This is a genomic window from Piscirickettsia litoralis (genome assembly GCF_001720395.1).
Classification (GTDB): Bacteria; Pseudomonadota; Gammaproteobacteria; order Piscirickettsiales; family Piscirickettsiaceae; genus Piscirickettsia; species Piscirickettsia litoralis.
The window spans coordinates 2,237,647-2,255,950 of record NZ_MDTU01000001.1 but is presented as its reverse complement, the minus strand read 5'-3'; the positions used below and the strand labels follow the sequence as shown (position 1 = coordinate 2,255,950).

Genomic DNA, 18,304 nt, shown 5'->3' with positions numbered 1-18,304 from the left:
TCCATCAGTGAAGCGGATGCCTTAAAAAATATTCACACCATTCGCCGTAAACTCAAAGAAACCGGCTGCAATCGTGCAATTTTAGCCGGTCATAACCCAACCTTAGATCTCAACTTCCTTAATAAAGCCGTCACCCGCTCAGGCGTTAAACGCAACCCCTTTCACCCTTTTAGTAGCTTCGATACCGCAACACTTGCCGGCCTTGCTGTCGGTCAAACCGTGCTGGCCATTAGTTGTAAAACCGCCGGCATCGAATTTGATTATGCAAAGGCCCACGGCGCCCACTATGACGCTGAAAAAACAGCTGAGCTATTTTGTCTCATTGTTAATCGCTGGCAACAACTCGGTGGCTGGCCTCTTCACTCCTCGGCCAAAACCTCCCTGTAAATCCTTTCAAGGTAGTGATAGTGAATGATTTCTGTCTCTGTACTCTAAGCCTATCTCTTCTTCACTCATTGAACTGCCTCGTAACCGAGAAGGACTACGACAAAAATGCTTATATATTGACGTATTAGCTTCTCTGCCATTAACCCAACGATAAATAAGGTCAACATTATCTGCTGCGATATTCATACTCACATAGCCATGCTGATCGCCAGAACCATGATCTTCACCAACAACTTTAATCTGCAAATCATGCTCTCTTTGCAACTGACCATAACAAGAGGTATATTTGTGCATTTTTTCCAACTTAGCCCCTCCAGCCCCAGAGACCAGCTGAAAAGCACGGCGCTGGTCATTTAATTCAAACACATAACCTGCTAACGCATGATCATGTGCAGAAATAATAATATCGAATGGATAATCTTTTAGTTGACTATATAAAACTTCATTGTAACTGATTTTTCCAGTTTTCTTGCCTGGGTGGAAAAACTGCTCATATAAACTCCAGTCCTTCTTGCCATTAACTAAGTTTCTTTTACCAATCGCGAGCAAAGGGTGGTGAGACACTAGAATCTGCCATTTTTCTGGATGTGCTAACTGCTGCTTTTGAAAAACTTGTGCCAACCACGCTTGTTGCTGGGCGTCATAATAATAAGAAGTCGAGTCGATACAGTAAAATTCAGCGTATTCTGTTGTAAAGTGATAATAACGATAAGGCATATTCCAACCAGATGAACGCTCACTGCGATCATAGCATGCCCTAATTTGATTCAGTGCCAAATTTAGCTTATAACGACTCCCTTCATCTCCACCATGGCTCCAAATTCCCCAATCATGATTACCTAATAAAGCAAAAGTATCAGGGCCATAATTCAAATTCGTAAAGTTATGGCGTAAATGATTAGATGAAGAAACAGAAAAAGAAGACCACTTCTTGTGGCCCAAACCATCTGAGTAAAAACTTATCCCCCAACAGTAATGTCACTGTCGCATGTTCTCGGTAATTCGCGGCTAAATCTGCAACTTGGTGTTGCGTATTATTATTTGCGCTTGCAAATTGACTATACAACCAGCGTTTTGCACCACTCCCTGGAGCACTCCAACGCACACCACTCGCCCCACTAACGCCTTGACAGCCAATGAGATCAAATGAACTTTTCTTACCTAAATCAATAGAAAATGGGATACTGCTACCATCATCAATCAATGGAAAGTCAGATGCTAAATTATATTTTTCAGAGTAATAATTTTCGATAATTCCTTTTCTAAATTTTTTATAGCTACTGCCACCGAGAACATCTGCTAACTTCACTGGGGCTTCAAAAGGAGGGAGGCGATAACGTGAGTCAAATGGAGAATATGCTCCTGAATACATAAAAAAATCCCTAATTAAACTATATTCTTATCTTATTATTATTTTTATTATTAATTTAGATTAAATTTTCATAATATAGAAAATTCACCCAATATTATAAATTACTTATTTTATTTCAAACAGTAACTCTAGTGCATCATTGCATATATTCTTATTATAATCTCTAACGAAGGTCAATCGTTTTTTCTAAAATAAAATCAATAAAGGCTCTAAATTTCGGCAACATCGCATTTTTTTTGTCATAAAATAAATAGCCTTCCATTTTTTTAGAAAAAATATCATCAAACAATGGGACCAAACGTCCAGATTCTAAATAAGGTCGGCAAATCAACTCTGGACAATCAATAACTCCTAACCCTTGCACACCTGCGGATATCACCGCATCAATTGAGTTCAGAGTTACTTTAGCTGGCGGAATTATAACCTCTTTATCGGCATACATTTTCAGTGTCTGTTGCGGTGAACGGATTTTATGATAAATAAAATCATGATTTTTTAATTCTCCCAAAGATTTAGGCTGACCGTATTTTTTTAGATAAACAGGAGACGCCGAAAACATTGCCGAAATCACCATTAGACGCTGACTATGCAGATTTCCAGGTAATTCCTTATAGTAATTACTAAAACCTAATAGAACATCAACTTCTTGACGGCTAAAATCCGGAATACGCTCAGAAACCTCTATATCCAATTGAACTTTGGGGTAGCGTTGATAAAAATCCTCAAGCTCTTCAATCAAGTAACGATGGGCCGTATAGTAGGATGAAACGATTCTCAGCCTGCCTTTGGGTTCCTGATGTGCTCGATCAGCAAAGGCCGCCGTTTCTGCAATTTTTTCTTGTAACTCTTTACAATGCTCATAAAATCGCTCGCCCTGTTCAGTCAGTTTTAACCGCCGTGTAGAGCGCTGTAGTAAAGAAAAGCCAAGTGCTTTCTCTAATTTTTTCAATTGGATACTTACCGCCGCGGCAGAAAGGTCCAGTTTTTCTGCCGCTCGGCTCATTGATTGTTTTTCAACAACTTCTATAAAAGCCATCATGTAGGGGACAACTGTTAGCATGCTAGCCTCACTCGATTATTAAAAAATAATTAATAATTAATTAAATTAAAATATATTAATTAAAATTATTTAATCAATATAATCGATTTCACAGATAAAATAAAGCATTCGGAGAAACACTATGATAACGCTGACTCTCAAGCAAAGACAGGCTCAGCCGCCGGTCTATCTGCTTGTTTTATTAATGAGTTTTGCATCGCTCGCTGCCGTACTCATCACCCCAGCTCTACCGATGATCGGCCAAGACTTCCATATTAGCTCCTCTGGCTCAACTTGGTTGATCACCCTGTTTTTACTAGGTTATGCCATCGGCCAACTCCCCTATGGCCCCATTGCCAACCGCTTCGGACGCAGGAAAGCAGCTCTAGTCGGCTTAGCCCTCGCCTTAGTCGGCAGCCTTTTACAACTATTGGCAATGGCCGAGCATAGCTTTTCGCTGTTGCTCCTGGCGCGAGCGCTCAGCGCTTTCGGTGGAGCTTGCGGCCCAGTGCTCGCGATGACCATACTATCTGATTGCTATGATGAGGCCGGCGCAAGGAAAATGATGGCAACACTCATTTTAGTTTTTGCATTAATGCCTTGTCTCGCCATTGCCTTAGGTGGTTTTTTAACGACTCACTGCGGCTGGCACAGCACATTAATTATTATCGCTATTTATAATATTATCGTACTGGCACTCGTTTATAGCCAATTAGGCGAGACCCTACCGAATGACCAACACAAAAAAATTCACCCCATTCATACAATAAAAGGCTTACTCTCAGTTTTTCTTGCCCCTAATTATTTACTATGTATTTTATTATTTACCGCCGGAACCGCAACAAGCTATTTATTTAATAGCTTGGCTCCAGCTCTAGCAATTGATACACTAAAAGCGAGCCCACAGGATTTTGGCTTACTTAGCATTATCACCTCTGTTGGTCTACTTATCGGCTCATATCTTGCTGGAAACTTAAGTCACAAATACAGTGGCAAAAATGTGCTTATGTTTGGGGTAGTATTATTACTGGCAACAAGCATTATTTTTATCCTCTTATTTTCTGCTAATATTATTAACTTATATAGCCTATTTATGCCGGCTTTTTTCCTATTTATCAGCGCAGCACTCATCATGCCCAATGCTTCGATGCTTGCTTTGTCTGCTGTCAAAGATAAAGCCAGCGGTGCAGGGTCAATGAACGCAACTAATTTACTATTAACCAGTATATTAGTTTCAATCGGCGGGCATTTCTCAGAACATTATTTAACCGCATTACCCATTGCTTTTTTAATACTTGCTCTTGCCAGCCTTGCTGTTTTATTTAACTTAAAACAAATTAAAATATTTAATAATTAAATTTTATTTTATTCAGCCAAGCTATTATCATTCAGTTTGGCTTTTTCTTTATAAGCATCTTGTAACGCTTGCAAACAAAAATCACTGTGAACTTGCAGCATAGACAAAAACATTTCTTCAAGATCTTTTTCATCAACAAAGCGATTGGCTAATGCACCAAATGCCTTTAAGCAAGCAGAAGTAAGCGTTCTTACCTGACATTCTGCCGTTAAGGTCATCAATACCGGTGTTGTTTTCACTTTCGGTCGCTTCGCAATAATATCTTCTAACTGCTCTCGCAATATTGATGAAATATACCTTGCAATCTCTGTTGCATGCTGCTCTACCTTCATTTCTTCAAGTAGTTTTTTCTTAATATTGATATCATCCATAAAAACCCCCAATACCATTGTTAATTAATATTGTAAATATGTAACCTTAACCGATAAACTTCTTCTCTCAATTGATCCGGTGTTAATTGCATTAACTGACCTAAAAACTGGCTAAGCTCAGTCACTTTATGTTTGCAGAGTGACTTTGCTTTTCTCAAATAATTAACTTTATTGCGCCAAACATATTCACAGGTTAAGTTGGCCTGTGTTGATGCCGACAGTTTATTAATAATATGGGTATTTATAAAAACAAACTGATTATCTCCCAAGGAATTCCTCTGCAAAAAAGAAACCGATTTAACTTCACTGGCCTTTTTAGTAAAAGCCTCCTTATCTTCCTGACCTCGAATCAAGCTATATACATAGTGACTCGAAAAATCAGAAGGCAAATAGCCAACTTTTATATTTTCTTTGTAAATTTTAGTTTTAAAAAATAGTTTATTTAAATTTTTTTCTATTACTTCATCATATTTAATTCCTGATATAGACTGGATTTTTTTTAACACATTTCTATAATATAAGTAAATTTTTGCAACAGCCTTATTGCCATTATCATCATCACTAAAATTAACGCGAATCAAAGCACTCTTACACAAACGACGATCAAAAGGATAATAATTATAAGTTTTCTCGCTTTGACAAGAATAAAGACTATAACGATGAGAGGCTATTTTCACCATAAAAATACGTTGGCTGTTCGTAGGAATAGCCAAGTCAATTTCAGAAAAACTTAAGCCTGGAATTTTTTTAAATGATAGTTTAACCGACTCCTCCCCTTGCCAAGTCGCACAAGAAGCAATCAGAACGATAATAGTCAGTATCAAAATACTATATAACAACTTCACTAAACTATACATTCTATTCAACAACTTTGCTCATCTCAGTATCATCTGCCACAGTAACCATACTGCCACCCTTTGAGAGAGCCTGGATTCTTTCAACGGCAAGCTCCACCGTACCCCTTGGGTCAAACTTTGGAATAAAGTCATCACAGCCGACCTTTTCAACCATTGACTTATTGAACCCGCCACTTAAAGAAGTATGCAATACGAGATATAGATCTTTTAATTTCGGATCATTGCGACAATTAACAGTTAAGGTATAACCATCCATTTCTGGCATTTCTGCATCTGTAATTACAAGTGGATATTTTTTAGCTACATTAACATTGTTCTTATAAGCTTCCTCTCTTAAAAAATCAAAAGCCGCAGCACCACTATTTTTAGTGATCACCTCGATATTAATTTTACTTAAAATTTTACACAGATGGCTTCTAGCAAAGCTTGAATCATCAACCACTAAAATTGCCAGGCCCTCAGTATTAAGATCAGTACTTATTTCTTGCATACCATGATATTCAATCTTAGGGCAGACAATATCAGCATAAACTTTCTCTACATCAAGAACTTCAACGATTTCCTCATCAACAAGCACTGTTGCTGTTAGATAATGTGACTCGCCCAGGCCATCCGGTGGTTCACGAATATCATTCCATTCAATGTTAATAATTCGTTCAACACTACCAACTAAAAATCCCTGTATACTGCCATAATATTCAGAAATCACGACAACGGCATCTTCACGACCCACCAAGCTTTGCATGCCCACCGCTCTTCCTAAATCAATCACCGGGATCGCCTGACCACGGATATGGGCTACTCCTAAAATATAGGGGTGACTTTCAGGAATATTAGTTAATGCAATTGGTTGCAGGACCTCTCGAATCTTAAAAACATTCATTGCATACACTTTATCGGTATAGAGCTTAAATAACAGCGATTCGAGCCGATTCTTGCCAACCAACTGTGTTCTAGCATCTACGGTATCTAAAACGCCAGCCATAGCGAGCACCTAAAAATGATTGAAAATTATTAATTAGAAAGCGATCATGCAAAATTACGGCCAACTTTAATCACTTTAATATCAACATTCTTTAAGTAACAAAAGTAATCAAATAGTTATAATCAAGCAAAATGAAATATAAAGAATAAATAGCAAACAAATGTTCCCACTCATGTAACGCTATGATAATATTTTGATCTCATCAATTTTTCATAAGGCCTATTTTTTCATGAAATCCTATAAATTTATTGGCTGTGTTTTACTCTATGCAGGGACGGCCCTCGGCGGTGGTATGCTTGCCCTGCCTCTCGCCACAGCTGCCGTTGGTTACCCTTATTCTACTTTTTTTATTTTTAGCCTGCTGGGCCATCATGACCTTCACAGCATTACTTATTCTTGAAGGTAATCTTGCCTTTGCCAATACAGCCAACTTTAGCACCATGGCACGCCAAACCCTCGGCCGCCCCGGTCAGGCGATTATTTGGCTCGCTTACCTCACCTTGCTCTATGCGCTCACCGCTGCCTATATGTCCGGCGGCACTTCTTTATTTGAAGCGGCAATGACAACTCTCGGTTATCCTAATATTCCAGCGAGCTTAGGTGCGCTATTATTTACTATAATCCTAGGGGGCGTCGTCTTTATTGGTGCTAGAATCGTCGACTATCTTAACCGCGGTTTGATGTTTCTAAAAGCATTTGCCTTTATCTTAATTTTATTCGTATTAATGCCTCACATTAACAGCCAATTTCTAACCAGCCATTTATCACAATTACCTTATAGCTGGGTTGCTTTACCTATCGTCATGGTCGCTTTCGGTTCTCACTTTATCATCCCTAGCATCCGCATATACATCGGCGATGAACCCAAAACCTTACGCAATATCATCCTTATCGGTAGCCTAATCCCTCTCATTGTCTACTTAGTCTGGGAAGCAATTACTCTCGGCATTTTACCTCTAACAGGCACCACCAGCTTTCAAGCCATCGCCGCAAAACACGGCTCCGTTGGTGATATGGTCATCGCGCTACAAAGCCTCACCGATAGCAAGCTCATCAGCTTTGGTTTTAATTTCTTTACCGATGTTGCCATTACAACGTCCTTTCTGGGTGTAACACTCAGCTTATTTGATTTTATTGGTGACGCCTTTAAGTTAAATAACCAATATTCTTCTGGGCGCATTATTGCCGCCTTAATCACTTACTTACCGCCATTGGCCTTTGCCTTGTTCTATCCAAAGGGCTTTGTCATGGCTTTAGGCTATGCCAGCATTTCTGCTGCTGTATTAGTCCTGATTTTCCCAGCCGTTATGGTCGCTGTAGTCCGCTGCTCACCGCGCTTACACTCTAGCTATCGTGTGTTTTCTGGCAATATCGGCCTTATCATCGCAGCGCTTGCCGGTATATTAATTATCACCCTTGAAATTCTTAACAACATGCAGTTATTGCCTAAACTCATGTAAACATTCTAGGTCTAAAGGCAAATCTCACCCCTTTAGACCTTTTATTCGATTAACACTCTGTTAATGCATAAAATGCTAATATAAAACGATTTAGTTTTAAGGCATTATTATGACACTTAGCATTATCACCAGCATTGCTTTTATTCTGAGTCTTTTATTTTTTGCTTTGATCATAAAGCGCTTATTACAAAAGCGCTTTACCACGGCTTTTATCCATACTATTTTAGGCTCAATCACCAGCACTATCGCCACACTCGGTGCATTACTCCTCTTTAATATTTACTTTCTTCACCAAATCACTAAAGATACACCCATTGCCATGGTCAGCCTCAGCCAGCTCACCTCAGAGCAATACCAAGCGACGTTAAGCTTGCCTTCAGGTCAAATTAAAACATTCAAACTAAACGGTAATGACTGGCAATTATCCGCGCAAATTATTGTCTGGGATAACTGGTTACATGCTTTAGGACTCACAAATCGCTACCAATTTGATAGAATCCAAGGCCGTTATAACAATATCGATGACGAATCACATAAACCTCGATCGATTTATAGCCTGAGTCAATCACCGGTTAACTCACTTTGGCAATGGGGCAAAAACCATCATATCGAGCGCTACTTTATTAAAACCGTCTATGGTAATGCGGTCTTTATGCCGATGAGTGATGGTGCAAGCTTTACTATCTCATTGACTGCCAATGGCCTCATCGCAACCCCCATTAACCTTGCAGCTAAAAAAAGCATCGGCCTCGCCTAAATGATCAAAATGAAAGATAAGCAATAAATATCAGGGCATTAAGGCTTTATCAAATAATTTTTTTCAATTTAAGATAATTATGATTTTAGCTTTTAACTATTTTAATAAAATACAAGGGAGAAAATTATGCCAAAAAATCGCAGTGGTCCTCGCAGGTTGTGGGCATTTAGATGGTGCAGAAATCCATGAAAGCACACTCACTTTGCTTTATCTATCACAAGCGGGAGTTAACTATGAATGCTTGGCCCCTAATCGTGACCAGCACCATGTTTTAAATCACCTTAACCAAAAAGAAATTACCGAAAAGCGCAACATTCTTATCGAAGCTGCACGTATTGCCCGAGGTAATATCAAAGCCATTGATACAGCCAATATCAATGATTATGATGCGGTTATTTTTCCAGGCGGCTTTGGTGCGGCAAAAAATCTCTGTGATTTCGCCCTTAAAGGTCAAAACTTTAATGTTCAGGCAGACGTGCTCAGCTTTGCTAAACAAGCCTACCAAGCTTCATTACCGCTTGGCTTTATCTGTATTGCCCCCATTATGATCTCAACCATTTGTGGACCAAATATTGAGCATACACTCGGTGATGATCAAGAAATGATCAGCATTGTTAATAACTTAGGCGGCAAACACGTTAATTGCAAAGTGGATGAAATCGCAGTCGATGAGAAACATAAAATTGTCTCAACACCCGCTTATATGCTTGCCAATAATATTGCAGAAGCCGCAACAGGGATAGAAAAACTGGTAAATAAAGTCATCAGCCTCATTTAAAACAATGCTCCAATTTCAACTTTAAACTCATTAATAGCCTGCTTACACCAGGCTAACTTGTTCCGCTTAGCCTAAATATTTTCAGCTTTCAAATCTTAATGTCATACACACATCTGTTTTAGTATTACTTCCGATAATGGAGCAGAGGTAAACTTAACCACCCTTATCGAAAGTAATAAATAAACAGTCGACGCCTCTAGCCTAATAAGTCGAGTGAAATATCTTTTTGGTTAGTGCTTGATGATTGTTTTTCTGATTCATCAACATGATATTTGTGGAATACATTTGTGAGAGGAGCATAACTAGATGCTGTGCGAGAATCATTTTTTTGCAGCTCATCGACAAATTCATATATTCCATACTTATCTCGAACGGAGCCTGTATTAGCGATTATATTATGACCACAGAAAAATTCTTTCACTGTGTCCCCTCTGTGTAATTTATTGCCATTGCGGTTTTTTTCTTGTGAAAAACGATTCTCACACAAAATCAACTCTTGTTTCATTCGCTTAAATGCTGCAGTTTCTGTCGTAGTACTTTCCAGATCTTCTAAACTTCTTAGACTTTCTGTTCCAAAATTTCGCAGTGCTTCAAGATTGGTTTTTAGGTCTTTTATGATATCAGCACGCTTAAGCCTGTCCTGACTATTACCTAAAATTTGTAAGCCTGTAGCTTTCTCTCTTAGTTTCTTTTCTAATGCATCCACCTGATTAATCGTATGCTCTAATGCAAATTTGAACTTCATGCTTATAACCCCATTTCATTGTTAATTCTGGGTAAGGATAAAGTGAAGCTCTTATTAAATGTACTGAATTTGTATAGTGTTATCTCTGCTTCAATTAAAAAGGCCGGCTATTTCATCAAAAACTCATCACCCTTAGAAAATTTTTAATATAAATCAAATAGATAAATGAAACACGCTCAATAAAATGTTTTTGATGTCGATACAATCATAGAGCCTCAAGATGTGGACAGGTGTATGAAGATTACTGCGAGCCAACTCGACAGTGTTCGGGAATATAAATTTCACGAACAAACGATTCAAAAAGAGACACTGGAGGTCAGTTTCTCCTCTCCACAACCTGAGGCCACAGCCACACTTTCAACTCAAGCCAAAGCCATTCAGTCAACACCTATTACACAACCCATATCAGAACTGAGCGATGCATTTAGCCCTGAAGATAAACTTAAAATTCTAATATTGAAAAAAACTCTATTATCAGCTCACAGGAAAAGAGCTTAAAGTCACAGATCCTAAGGAATTTATAGCCAAAGCAAAAAAGCTCAGATTTAACGGACCCTAATGCTTTATTGGAGCAAAGTAACCAAAGCGAGGGTTACTCATTACGCTATGACTACTACGAGGAAAAAGTAGAACAAGAGCAATTAAAGTTTAACACCCTGGGTATTATTCATACTGAAGATGGCAAAAAAATTCATATTGATTTATCTCTAAATTTGTCCAGAGAGCTTATCGAAAAAAATTCGCTCTCTATTCGTGCAGGAGATGCTTTGAAAGATCCGTTAATTATTAATTTTAATGGTAAAGGTGTGGAGTTACAGCAAGATAAATTTTCATTTGATCTAGACTTAGATGGGCGACTAGATCAAATTTCTTTACTCGCACCTGGCAATGGTTTTTTAGCCCTTGATAAAAATAATGATGGAAGGATTAGTAATGGTTCAGAGCTTTTTGGTCCAACAACTGGACAAGGGTTTTCAGAACTTAGTCAATATGATCAAGATCATAACCAGTGGATTGATGAAAATGATGATATTTTTGAGCGCTTGCGCATCTGGACAAAAGATTCACAAAATAATGATCAGCTGATCGCTTTAGGCCAAGCAAATATCGGCGCAATTTACCTAGGCCATTTAGAGACTCCTTTTACACTCTATAGTCAAGATCAACAATTACAAGGCCAATTGCGATCAACAAGCTTATACCTCAACGAAGCCAATCAATCTGCCGGACTTATTCAACAAATTGATCTCGCGATTTAACTCTAAAATCTATCATTATCAATACTTGACAAGATTTAAAAATTTTACTGTTATTTAATAAATTAATGGCTAAACAGTTTGTCAGCTCTCATGCGTATTTTTTGTGCTTTACTATTCTTAGCATTCAGTCAACTCAACTACGGTCTGACCATGCTTTATAATGAGCGTCCACCTTACTTAAAAACAGAGTCAGACAACAAAGTTTCAGGGCTAACAGCCACACCTATCACTACCGTATTTAAGTTAGCAAATATCCCACTTCACTGGAAAAAATCACCGGCCAAGCGTCACCTTGTTCTGATAAAAAAGAATAATGAACCAGTCTGTGCTGCTGGCTGGTTTAAAAATCCGGAACGTGAGCAATATGCGTTATACACCTTACCTGTTTATCAAGATAAACCCACAGAGCTTCTAACACAGGTCGATAATAAACATATTACTCGACCACTCTCTTTATCTCAATTATTTAAAATTAAAACTACCGTTTTGTTGGCTAAAAGTGGCTACTCCTATGGCCCACAAATTGACCAAGCAATCTCACAGTTCAAGCCTAGACTGATTAAAACAACACGTGAAAATAAACGTATGATCAAAATGTTATCAAAACACCTTGCCGACTATATGTTTATAGCCCCCGAAGAAGCAACGACAGCAATACAAAGCGCAAACCTTAACCCTAAAGATTTCAAGCTAATTAGAATCACAGATATTGCACCTGGTAATAAACGTTATATCATATGCTCTAAAAAAGTCCCTATCACAATTATCAATAAACTTAACCAAGCAATAAAAAGCCTTAAGTGATTTAATCTTGTTGCTATTTCATATTAATCATATAAATGTACTTTCATGTATAAGCTATGTGTCAACAAGAAATTTTATCAGATTGCAATAAAGGTTTTCCAAAACGGCTTTAACTTATCAATCAAAAACTAAATTGAATAATTTTCTCTGTATTTAAGTTCCTCCACTGTAGTCCTGCTTTTGTAGCCATAGCACTGCATCAAAAAATTCTCGACACTCTAATTCTGAACTACAAGCCACAATAAATATCATGGTAATTTTGTAAAAATAAATAGACTTTATCTCACCGGACTTGTTTTTGATTTACAGTCATTGACATAATTATTTCAAAAAAACTGAAAAACAATATTTTTTAAAATTAAATTCCCAATAAAACAAATAAAAGAAAATAAAATCAGAAATAAAATATAAAACAACATGGAAAACAATTATACTTGCCATCAAGTTGAATATAATCCGCTTTCACAGACCGAGTCTTATCATCATAATCAGCGACTGGTAAAAGCACTGTGAGGGCAATATCAGATGAGGATAAGATCATGTCTACACACGCACCTTTAGAGCTAAGTTCTCTTTTCAGCGCAGAACAAATAGAAAACCTCGAAAAAGGAGGATTTGCTCGGGTTAAGGCAACAGGCATCACCCTAAAAGAGCTCAGAGAGTTACCTGCTTTAGTAGGGCGCGCTGGTTGTGAAGCGGGTTTATTTCATTTAAAAAAGCAAGACGAACCTTTTGATGCACATTTGGCAGTAAAGGTTGCCAAAGCACAGGGAGATAAGCCAGGGGTTGGGGCATCTATATCAGCGAGTGGTGCTCCAGCAGGGTATCAAGCAAACTTTCTCGCACACTCACATCCAAAAGAAGCTGACAAGCTAATTTCTAAAGATGAGTTTAACGCAGATATATTGCACTGTAAGAAGGAACAAGCTGAACTTGTAGTCAGCGTACGAGGGCATGCCATTTTATACGATTATGATGGAGTACTCAGCCAACGCAGTAGTGATGGCAAAAGCTATGTAGAGGCATTACAGCCAGAACTGGTGGAGAAACACCCAGAAATCAATGAAATATATAAAGATCTCATAACAAAGAGAATACAGCCAGATGACTACGATCGACTCACCGAGATCAGAAGCCACGCGAAAAGAAGCGAAGACATCAGGTCACGCACAAGACCGGAGCCACCTCAACAATCACCCACACTCATGCTCGAACGCCAAGAAGCTGTAGAGCCGGATGGGGATGCCTTCCTCGAAGCATTCGACCTTATATAACCGAACAGATAACCACTTATATTTACACTCAATCATTAGCACAATAATATTAGCGGTATCTTGTACTAAAAAACCACAATCTCATCAAAAATAAGCTGCACGAGCAATTTATTTATAAGTAGACCAAGGGGAATCTCTATGAAACCAAAAAAAGAAATTATCAACCTTATTACATCCAACGATTTTGAAGGCGCGAAAAGCGCATTAAAGGACTATATTACAACCGATGCAACAGGTGATGACTTTGGTAGGCATTTGCAAGAGGCTGTATCAACCACAGCAACCTCCTATAGTGCAACGCCAAATGAGGCGTCCAAAATCCAAGAATTTTATGCGTTAATCGAACAACAAGCAATGCGCGCCATGACTACAAATCCAACTACGGCGAGTTTACTCTGTAGAATACGCTCAACAGCAACTATGTTTCCTGAAATTGATTTAAGTGACGAAGCCTTAGATCGCATCAGCGCAAATCCACTACAACAGAACACGACCCCTTTTGCACATAGAAGAGCAACAACTACTGCAGAGCAAGACCAAGAGGCAGGTTACTCGCTCCCCTCGTGCACCGTCCAATAAAAAGCAGACTGGGCATACTCAATACAACAATATTAAATTTTAATTTAATACACTCATACTTAAGGTTGATTTAGTTATGAAAGTTTCAGTTATTGGCTTACCTGATGATAAAAAATTATTTTTCAAAAGCCTAGAGGACCCATCCATACCCAAAACAATGAGCACACTAGGGAAAAATTTTCATCACCTTGATGATACTCAGTTCGTCGACTATTCTAGCAATGATCGCTTTTATGATATGAATAAAAAAGACCTGCGACATGCAGATCTCGTTATTCTAGTCTCAGATCCCAATGTAATTGAAGAAAGCCCGCAAAAGATTTATTTAGACCTGGCCCAACGATTCGATAAAGAAATAATCAATGGTACCAGTCCTACAGGAGAATTGATCTGCACGCCTCAAGAAGTCTCCAGATTAATGCCCACTCCTCACTTCCCTGAACATCTGCCTTCCTCAAAACCTGCGATTCCCTTAGCAGCAGCGACCTCTGTACATACCACAGGAGAGCCTGCCGATCCTTGGGCTGTTTCCACCCCCTTTAATGAGCGTCGTCATCGACGTGGAGAACAAATAGCACAAAAAATGCAAGAAGATGCTTTTGATAATGAATCCGGCTTATAAAAAAGGCCCTTACGGGCCTAATTATTTTTAGTTGCAGCTTAATTTATTAGTATAAATTAGCTGTAAAAGTTCACCATTTTTTCTAGTGTCACAGGCTTAATTTTATCAGCTTGCCCTGCTGCACCAAACTGCTCATAACGCGCCGCACAGATTTCACTCATCGCCTCCATCGCCGGCTTTAAGTATTTACGTGGATCAAATTCAGCCGGATGCTCAGCAAAGAAACGACGAATCGCTCCCGTTGCTGCCAAGCGTAAATCAGTATCGATATTCACCTTACGCACACCGTTACGGATACCCTCTTGAATTTCTTCAACCGGCACACCATAGGTTTCAGGAATTTTACCACCGAACTCATTAATCACTGCAAGCCAGTCTTGTGGCACTGAAGATGAACCATGCATGACTAAGTGCGTGTTTGGAATGCTTTCATGAATGGCACGAATGCGATCAATGACTAATACATCGCCTTTAGGGGGCTTAGAGAATTTATAAGCACCATGACTGGTGCCAATCGCAATCGCTAAGGCATCAACGCCAGTTTTGGCAACAAAATCAGCCGCTTCAACCGGATCCGTCAACATTTGATCGTGGCTTAAAGTACCTTCTGCACCGACACCATCTTCTTCGCCGGCTTGTCCTGTTTCAAGAGAACCTAAACAGCCTAATTCACCTTCAACAGAAACACCACACGCATGCGCCATTTCAACGGTTTTACGAGTCACATCCACATTATATTCATAGCTTGCAGGGGTTTTACCATCCGCTTGTAAAGAACCATCCATCATCACAGATGAAAAGCCAAGTTGAATAGAGCGCTGACAAACAGAAGGGGATGTGCCGTGATCTTGGTGCATCACCACCGGAATATGTGGATATTCTTCAATCGCAGCGAGCACTAAATGACGTAAAAATTCAGATTTTGCATATTTACGCGCACCGGCTGAAGCCTGGATAATCACCGGGCTATTAGTACGGTCTGCGGCATCCATCACTGCACGCATTTGCTCAAGGTTATTGACATTAAATGCAGGCACACCATAGTTATTTTCTGCGGCATGATCGAGTAATTGACGTAATGAAATTAAAGCCATGATTTTCTTCCCCTAAAATTTAAACAATTTGTCCAACACGTAAAAATTTAATCGCATTCGTACCGCCGTGAATCCCTTGATGATCCCCTTTGGTCAAAATCACGATATCACCCTCTGCTAATAAGCCCCGCTTTTGCAGCTCACCCACTGCAATTTGGTTCACCTCATGCTTCGGCTCAATCGGTGTCGGGTCAAACGCGAGTGCTTCTACCCCACGCACTAAAGCCAAACGACGACGTGTTTCCACACTACGACTCAAAGCAAAGATCGGTAATCCTGAATGAATACGCGACATCCATAGCGGCGTTGCTCCCGATTCTGTCAAACACACAATCGCTTTCACACCTTTTAAGTGGTTCGCTGCATACATAGTCGCCATTGCAACCGCTTCATCAACACGCTGGAACTCACACTCAACACGGTGACGAGAAACCTGTGCTTTGCGTTCACGCTCGGCTCCTAGGCATACGCGCGACATCGCCGCAACCACTTCCTCTGGATATTCACCGGTTGCTGTTTCTGCTGAAAGCATCACAGCATCAGTCCCGTCCAATACCGCATTAGCCACATCAAAGACTTCGGCGCGTGTTGGCATCGAGTTATGGATCATTGATTCCATCATCTGCGTTGCCGTAATAACCACCCGGTCTAAGGTGCGCGCACGCTGAATGATTTTCTTTTGTACACCGATCAGCTCAGCGTCACCGATTTCTACCCCTAAATCACCACGAGCGACCATTACCGCATCAGATGCTGTGATAATTGCATCGAGTGTTTTATCGTCACTGACCGCTTCTGCGCGCTCAATCTTAGCCACTAAGGCCGCACCGCAACTTTGTGCATCGAGTAAACGACGGGCTTCTTGCATATCTTCGGCTGAGCGCGGGAAAGAAACTGCAACAAAATCTACACCGATTTTCGCTGCAGTGACGATATCATTACGGTCTTTATCTGTTAAGGCCGCAGCACTCATGCCTCCGCCTTGGCGGTTAATGCCTTTATTATTAGAAAGCTCGCCACCAATCACAACTTCGCACAACACGCGCGTTCCTGTGACACTTTTCACTTTAAACACTAAGCGGCCATCATCGAGCAATAAAACATCACCACTATCTACATCATTAGGCAATTCTTTATAATCAATACCGACTTGCGTTGCATCGCCGGCTTGACTGTCTAAGCTGGCGTCTAAAATAAAATCTGCGCCTTTCTCCAAAACAACTTTGCCATTTTTAAAGCGAGCGATACGAATTTTAGGCCCTTGCAAATCCCCCAAAATTGCGACATTTAAATCAAGCTTTTTGGAAATTTCACGAACAAGCTCAGCACGGCGCATGTGATCTTCTGCTTCACCGTGAGAAAAGTTCAAGCGTACAACATTCGCACCGGCACTTAAAACACGCTCTAAAGCTTCGGGTGTTTCTGTTGCAGGGCCCAAGGTTGTTACAATTTTTGTACGTCTAATTTGATTCATTTAAATTTACCCTAAACTTAGCACCTAGCGACAGGCACGTGTGCTTAACATTTCAACGGCAGGCAAGGCTTTGCCTTCTAAAAACTCTAGAAACGCACCACCGGCTGTCGAAATATATGAGATTTCTTTTTCAACTTGATATTTCTCAATCGCTGCAATGGTATCTCCTCCACCCGCAAGCGAGAACGCTGAACTTTTTGCAATCGCTAAAGATAACGCTTTTGTTCCCTCACCAAAGGCATCGAATTCGAAAACGCCCAAAGGCCCATTCCAGACAATCGTCTTTGCATTGACTAACAATTCAGCCAATTTTTCTTGTGCTTTTGGTCCAATATCAAGAATCATCTCATCATCGGCCACATCCGCGACATTTTTAATCGTTGCAGCGGCGTTTTCACTAAACTCTGTAGCGACGCGCACATCTTCTGGCAAAGGCACAACGCCACCTTTCGCTTCCATCCTCGCCATAATCGTGCGAGCTTCATCCAGCAATTCTTTTTCATACAAAGAACTGCCCACATTCAAACCTTGTGCAGCAAGAAAGGTATTGGCAATTCCACCACCGACAATCAATTGATCTACTTTGTCTGCCAATGATTTTAATACCGTCAGCTTCGTCGATACTTTCGAGCCACCGACAATAGCCAATAACGGACGCTCAGGTGCAGTTAATGCTTTACCTAACGAGTTTAACTCACGCATTAACAACGGACCTGCACAGGCTTCTTTAGCGTACTCAGCCACACCCACCGTTGAGGCTTGCGCCCGATGAGAAGTTGCAAAAGCATCCATGACAAAGACATCGCATAACGCCGCCATTTTTTGTGCAAGTTCAGGATTATTTTTCTTCTCACCCGCATTAAAACGGACATTCTCACACAGTACGATCTCGCCTGACTCAATACTTACACCATTAAGCCAATCTTTTTCAAAGCGCACACTTTGCCCGAGTAAATTGGCGAGACGATCAGCCACTGGGGCTAATGAGAAGGCAGCATCATATTCGCCTTCTGTCGGTCGTCCTAAATGCGACATAATAATGACTGCAGCACCTTTTTCCAAGGCACGTTTTATAGTAGGAATTGCAGCA

The 18,304-nt window shown here is 40.0% G+C and carries 22 protein-coding genes; 12 read left to right on the top strand and 10 right to left on the bottom strand.

Annotation, left to right across the window (positions count from 1 at the left end; genetic code table 11):
• Positions 1-387: exonuclease domain-containing protein (locus BGC07_RS22270; protein ID WP_268801654.1), on the top strand; the 387-nt coding region annotated here is incomplete at its 5' end.
• 6 nt (positions 388-393) lie between these two features.
• Here BGC07_RS22270 and BGC07_RS11165 read toward each other — a convergent pair.
• The 3 genes from BGC07_RS11165 to BGC07_RS11155 form a co-directional block, all read right to left on the bottom strand.
• Positions 394-1,329, bottom strand: coding sequence for a metallophosphoesterase family protein (locus BGC07_RS11165; protein WP_158006924.1), 936 nt, complete (start codon positions 1,327-1,329; stop codon positions 394-396).
• Complete coding sequence (locus BGC07_RS11160; protein WP_069313181.1) at positions 1,286-1,759, bottom strand: hypothetical protein; 474 nt, start codon at positions 1,757-1,759, stop codon at positions 1,286-1,288. The genes BGC07_RS11165 and BGC07_RS11160 overlap by 44 nt, the downstream gene beginning before the upstream one ends.
• Positions 1,760-1,922: 163 nt before the next feature.
• Positions 1,923-2,819 (bottom strand): LysR family transcriptional regulator, encoded by an 897-nt coding sequence (locus BGC07_RS11155; protein WP_077216869.1) that lies wholly within the window; start codon positions 2,817-2,819, stop codon positions 1,923-1,925.
• Positions 2,820-2,940: 121 nt separating this feature from the next.
• On the opposite strand from BGC07_RS11155, the gene BGC07_RS11150 reads away from it, so the two are divergent.
• The gene (locus tag BGC07_RS11150) at positions 2,941-4,155 is read left to right on the top strand and encodes an MFS transporter (RefSeq protein ID WP_069313179.1); all 1,215 of its coding nucleotides are present in this window, start codon (positions 2,941-2,943) and stop codon (positions 4,153-4,155) included.
• Between the two features lie 8 nt (positions 4,156-4,163).
• Here the strand turns inward: BGC07_RS11150 and BGC07_RS11145 are convergent, their stop codons facing one another.
• The 3 genes from BGC07_RS11145 to BGC07_RS11135 are packed head-to-tail and all read right to left on the bottom strand — an operon-like array spanning position 4,164 to position 6,368.
• On the bottom strand, positions 4,164-4,526 hold the full coding sequence (locus tag BGC07_RS11145; RefSeq protein ID WP_069313873.1) for a hypothetical protein: 363 nt from the start codon (positions 4,524-4,526) through the stop codon (positions 4,164-4,166).
• A 20-nt stretch (positions 4,527-4,546) separates the two neighbouring features.
• On the bottom strand, positions 4,547-5,392 hold the full coding sequence (locus BGC07_RS11140; RefSeq protein ID WP_139121678.1) for a hypothetical protein: 846 nt from the start codon (positions 5,390-5,392) through the stop codon (positions 4,547-4,549).
• On the bottom strand, positions 5,385-6,368 hold the full coding sequence (locus BGC07_RS11135) for a chemotaxis protein (RefSeq protein ID WP_069313177.1): 984 nt from the start codon (positions 6,366-6,368) through the stop codon (positions 5,385-5,387). Before BGC07_RS11135 ends, BGC07_RS11140 begins: the two co-directional genes overlap by 8 nt.
• Positions 6,369-6,597: 229 nt before the next feature.
• On the opposite strand from BGC07_RS11135, the gene BGC07_RS20695 reads away from it, so the two are divergent.
• From BGC07_RS20695 to elbB, 4 genes are all read left to right on the top strand, one after another.
• The gene (locus BGC07_RS20695; RefSeq protein ID WP_158006923.1) at positions 6,598-6,768 is read left to right on the top strand and encodes an aromatic amino acid transport family protein; all 171 of its coding nucleotides are present in this window, start codon (positions 6,598-6,600) and stop codon (positions 6,766-6,768) included.
• Positions 6,740-7,828 carry an amino acid permease gene (locus tag BGC07_RS11130; RefSeq protein WP_158006922.1) on the top strand — a complete coding sequence of 363 codons (1,089 nt, stop codon included), beginning with the start codon at positions 6,740-6,742 and terminating at the stop codon, positions 7,826-7,828. Before BGC07_RS20695 ends, BGC07_RS11130 begins: the two co-directional genes overlap by 29 nt.
• Positions 7,829-7,937: 109 nt before the next feature.
• On the top strand, positions 7,938-8,585 hold the full coding sequence (locus tag BGC07_RS11125; protein ID WP_069313176.1) for a hypothetical protein: 648 nt from the start codon (positions 7,938-7,940) through the stop codon (positions 8,583-8,585).
• A 79-nt stretch (positions 8,586-8,664) separates the two neighbouring features.
• Positions 8,665-9,363, top strand: coding sequence for an isoprenoid biosynthesis glyoxalase ElbB (elbB, locus tag BGC07_RS11120; RefSeq protein ID WP_069313175.1), 699 nt, complete (start codon positions 8,665-8,667; stop codon positions 9,361-9,363).
• Positions 9,364-9,559: 196 nt separating this feature from the next.
• Here the strand turns inward: elbB and BGC07_RS11115 are convergent, their stop codons facing one another.
• Positions 9,560-10,108, bottom strand: a complete 549-nt coding sequence (locus tag BGC07_RS11115) for a hypothetical protein (RefSeq protein ID WP_069313174.1) — start codon at positions 10,106-10,108, stop codon at positions 9,560-9,562.
• Positions 10,109-10,342: 234 nt separating this feature from the next.
• Between BGC07_RS11115 and BGC07_RS11110 the strand changes: the two genes are divergently transcribed.
• The 6 genes from BGC07_RS11110 (at position 10,343) to BGC07_RS11085 (ending at position 14,646) form a co-directional block, all read left to right on the top strand.
• Positions 10,343-10,606, top strand: a complete 264-nt coding sequence (locus tag BGC07_RS11110; protein WP_069313173.1) for a hypothetical protein — start codon at positions 10,343-10,345, stop codon at positions 10,604-10,606.
• 68 nt (positions 10,607-10,674) lie between these two features.
• Positions 10,675-11,367: a hypothetical protein gene (locus tag BGC07_RS11105; protein ID WP_069313172.1), complete on the top strand. Its 693-nt coding sequence runs from the start codon at positions 10,675-10,677 to the stop codon at positions 11,365-11,367.
• Between the two features lie 90 nt (positions 11,368-11,457).
• Complete coding sequence (locus tag BGC07_RS20145; protein ID WP_069313171.1) at positions 11,458-12,171, top strand: transporter substrate-binding domain-containing protein; 714 nt, start codon at positions 11,458-11,460, stop codon at positions 12,169-12,171.
• Positions 12,172-12,710: 539 nt separating this feature from the next.
• Positions 12,711-13,445, top strand: coding sequence for a hypothetical protein (locus BGC07_RS11095; protein ID WP_069313170.1), 735 nt, complete (start codon positions 12,711-12,713; stop codon positions 13,443-13,445).
• A 138-nt stretch (positions 13,446-13,583) separates the two neighbouring features.
• On the top strand, positions 13,584-14,024 hold the full coding sequence (locus tag BGC07_RS11090) for a hypothetical protein (protein WP_069313169.1): 441 nt from the start codon (positions 13,584-13,586) through the stop codon (positions 14,022-14,024).
• A 76-nt stretch (positions 14,025-14,100) separates the two neighbouring features.
• Positions 14,101-14,646 (top strand): hypothetical protein, encoded by a 546-nt coding sequence (locus BGC07_RS11085; RefSeq protein ID WP_069313168.1) that lies wholly within the window; start codon positions 14,101-14,103, stop codon positions 14,644-14,646.
• A gap of 56 nt (positions 14,647-14,702) precedes the next feature.
• Here BGC07_RS11085 and fba read toward each other — a convergent pair whose 3' ends face one another.
• The 3 genes from fba to BGC07_RS11070 form a co-directional block, all read right to left on the bottom strand.
• On the bottom strand, positions 14,703-15,740 hold the full coding sequence (gene fba, locus BGC07_RS11080) for a class II fructose-bisphosphate aldolase (protein WP_069313167.1): 1,038 nt from the start codon (positions 15,738-15,740) through the stop codon (positions 14,703-14,705).
• 19 nt (positions 15,741-15,759) lie between these two features.
• A complete protein-coding gene (gene pyk, locus BGC07_RS11075) occupies positions 15,760-17,214 on the bottom strand; it encodes a pyruvate kinase (protein ID WP_069313166.1) in 1,455 nt (484 codons plus the stop codon).
• 24 nt (positions 17,215-17,238) lie between these two features.
• A partial coding sequence (locus tag BGC07_RS11070) for a phosphoglycerate kinase (protein ID WP_235603105.1) occupies positions 17,239-18,304 on the bottom strand: 1,066 nt, incomplete at its 5' end.

Bases quoted from the DNA above. Each gene is read 5' to 3' on its own strand.
- BGC07_RS11160 (WP_069313181.1), bottom strand. From the start codon at position 1,759: ATGTATTCAGGAGCATATTCTCCATTTGACTCACGTTATCGCCTCCCT.
- BGC07_RS11155 (WP_077216869.1), bottom strand. From the start codon at position 2,819: ATGCTAACAGTTGTCCCCTACATGATGGCTTTTATAGAAGTTGTTGAA.
- BGC07_RS11150 (WP_069313179.1), top strand. From the start codon at position 2,941: ATGATAACGCTGACTCTCAAGCAAAGACAGGCTCAGCCGCCGGTCTAT.
- BGC07_RS11145 (WP_069313873.1), bottom strand. From the start codon at position 4,526: ATGGATGATATCAATATTAAGAAAAAACTACTTGAAGAAATGAAGGTA.
- BGC07_RS11135 (WP_069313177.1), bottom strand. From the start codon at position 6,368: ATGGCTGGCGTTTTAGATACCGTAGATGCTAGAACACAGTTGGTTGGC.
- BGC07_RS20695 (WP_158006923.1), top strand. From the start codon at position 6,598: ATGAAATCCTATAAATTTATTGGCTGTGTTTTACTCTATGCAGGGACG.
- BGC07_RS11130 (WP_158006922.1), top strand. From the start codon at position 6,740: ATGACCTTCACAGCATTACTTATTCTTGAAGGTAATCTTGCCTTTGCC.
- BGC07_RS11125 (WP_069313176.1), top strand. From the start codon at position 7,938: ATGACACTTAGCATTATCACCAGCATTGCTTTTATTCTGAGTCTTTTA.
- elbB (WP_069313175.1), top strand. From the start codon at position 8,665: ATGATTTTAGCTTTTAACTATTTTAATAAAATACAAGGGAGAAAATTA.
- BGC07_RS11115 (WP_069313174.1), bottom strand. From the start codon at position 10,108: ATGAAGTTCAAATTTGCATTAGAGCATACGATTAATCAGGTGGATGCA.
- BGC07_RS11110 (WP_069313173.1), top strand. From the start codon at position 10,343: ATGAAGATTACTGCGAGCCAACTCGACAGTGTTCGGGAATATAAATTT.
- BGC07_RS20145 (WP_069313171.1), top strand. From the start codon at position 11,458: ATGCGTATTTTTTGTGCTTTACTATTCTTAGCATTCAGTCAACTCAAC.
- BGC07_RS11095 (WP_069313170.1), top strand. From the start codon at position 12,711: ATGTCTACACACGCACCTTTAGAGCTAAGTTCTCTTTTCAGCGCAGAA.
- BGC07_RS11090 (WP_069313169.1), top strand. From the start codon at position 13,584: ATGAAACCAAAAAAAGAAATTATCAACCTTATTACATCCAACGATTTT.
- BGC07_RS11085 (WP_069313168.1), top strand. From the start codon at position 14,101: ATGAAAGTTTCAGTTATTGGCTTACCTGATGATAAAAAATTATTTTTC.
- fba (WP_069313167.1), bottom strand. From the start codon at position 15,740: ATGGCTTTAATTTCATTACGTCAATTACTCGATCATGCCGCAGAAAAT.
- pyk (WP_069313166.1), bottom strand. From the start codon at position 17,214: ATGAATCAAATTAGACGTACAAAAATTGTAACAACCTTGGGCCCTGCA.